A 556-nucleotide genomic window follows, 5' to 3' on the forward strand; every position below is an offset into this window, starting at 1 on the left:
GAGAAAACAACCGTGATTCCGGGAGTAGTGGCGAGCGAAACTGGATGAGGCCAAACCAGTCACGTGTGATACCCGGCAGGGGTTGCGTGGTTGGGGTTGTGGGATCGTACTTCGATTGTCTGCCGGCGATCGGGCGAGTCAGAAACCGTTGGTGTAGGCGAAGGGCATGCGAAAGGCCCGGCGTAGAGGGTAAGACCCCCGTAGCTGAAACATTAACGGCTTGCTTGTGCGACACCCAAGTAGCACGGGGCCCGAGAAATCCCGTGTGAATCTGGCGGGACCACCCGTTAAGCCTAAATATTCCCTGGTGACCGATAGCGGATAGTACCGTGAGGGAATGGTGAAAAGTACCGCGGGAGCGGAGTGAAATAGTACCTGAAACCGTGTGCCTACAAGCCGTGGGAGCGTCGCGCAGAGACTTGTCTCTGCGTCGTGACTGCGTGCCTTTTGAAGAATGAGCCTGCGAGTTTGCGGTATGTTGCGAGGTTAACCCGTGTGGGGAAGCCGTAGCGAAAGCGAGTCCGAATAGGGCGTTGAGTAGCGTGCCCAAGACCCG

At 57.4% G+C, this 556-nt stretch carries 1 rRNA gene; it reads left to right on the forward strand.

The features are described from left to right. Positions 1–556, forward strand: a 23S ribosomal RNA gene (locus ACLJWH_RS42005); the annotation flags it as partial.

Origin of the sequence: Streptomyces sp. x-80, assembly GCF_046549095.1 — a bacterium.
Classification (GTDB): domain Bacteria; phylum Actinomycetota; class Actinomycetes; order Streptomycetales; family Streptomycetaceae; genus Streptomyces; species Streptomyces celluloflavus.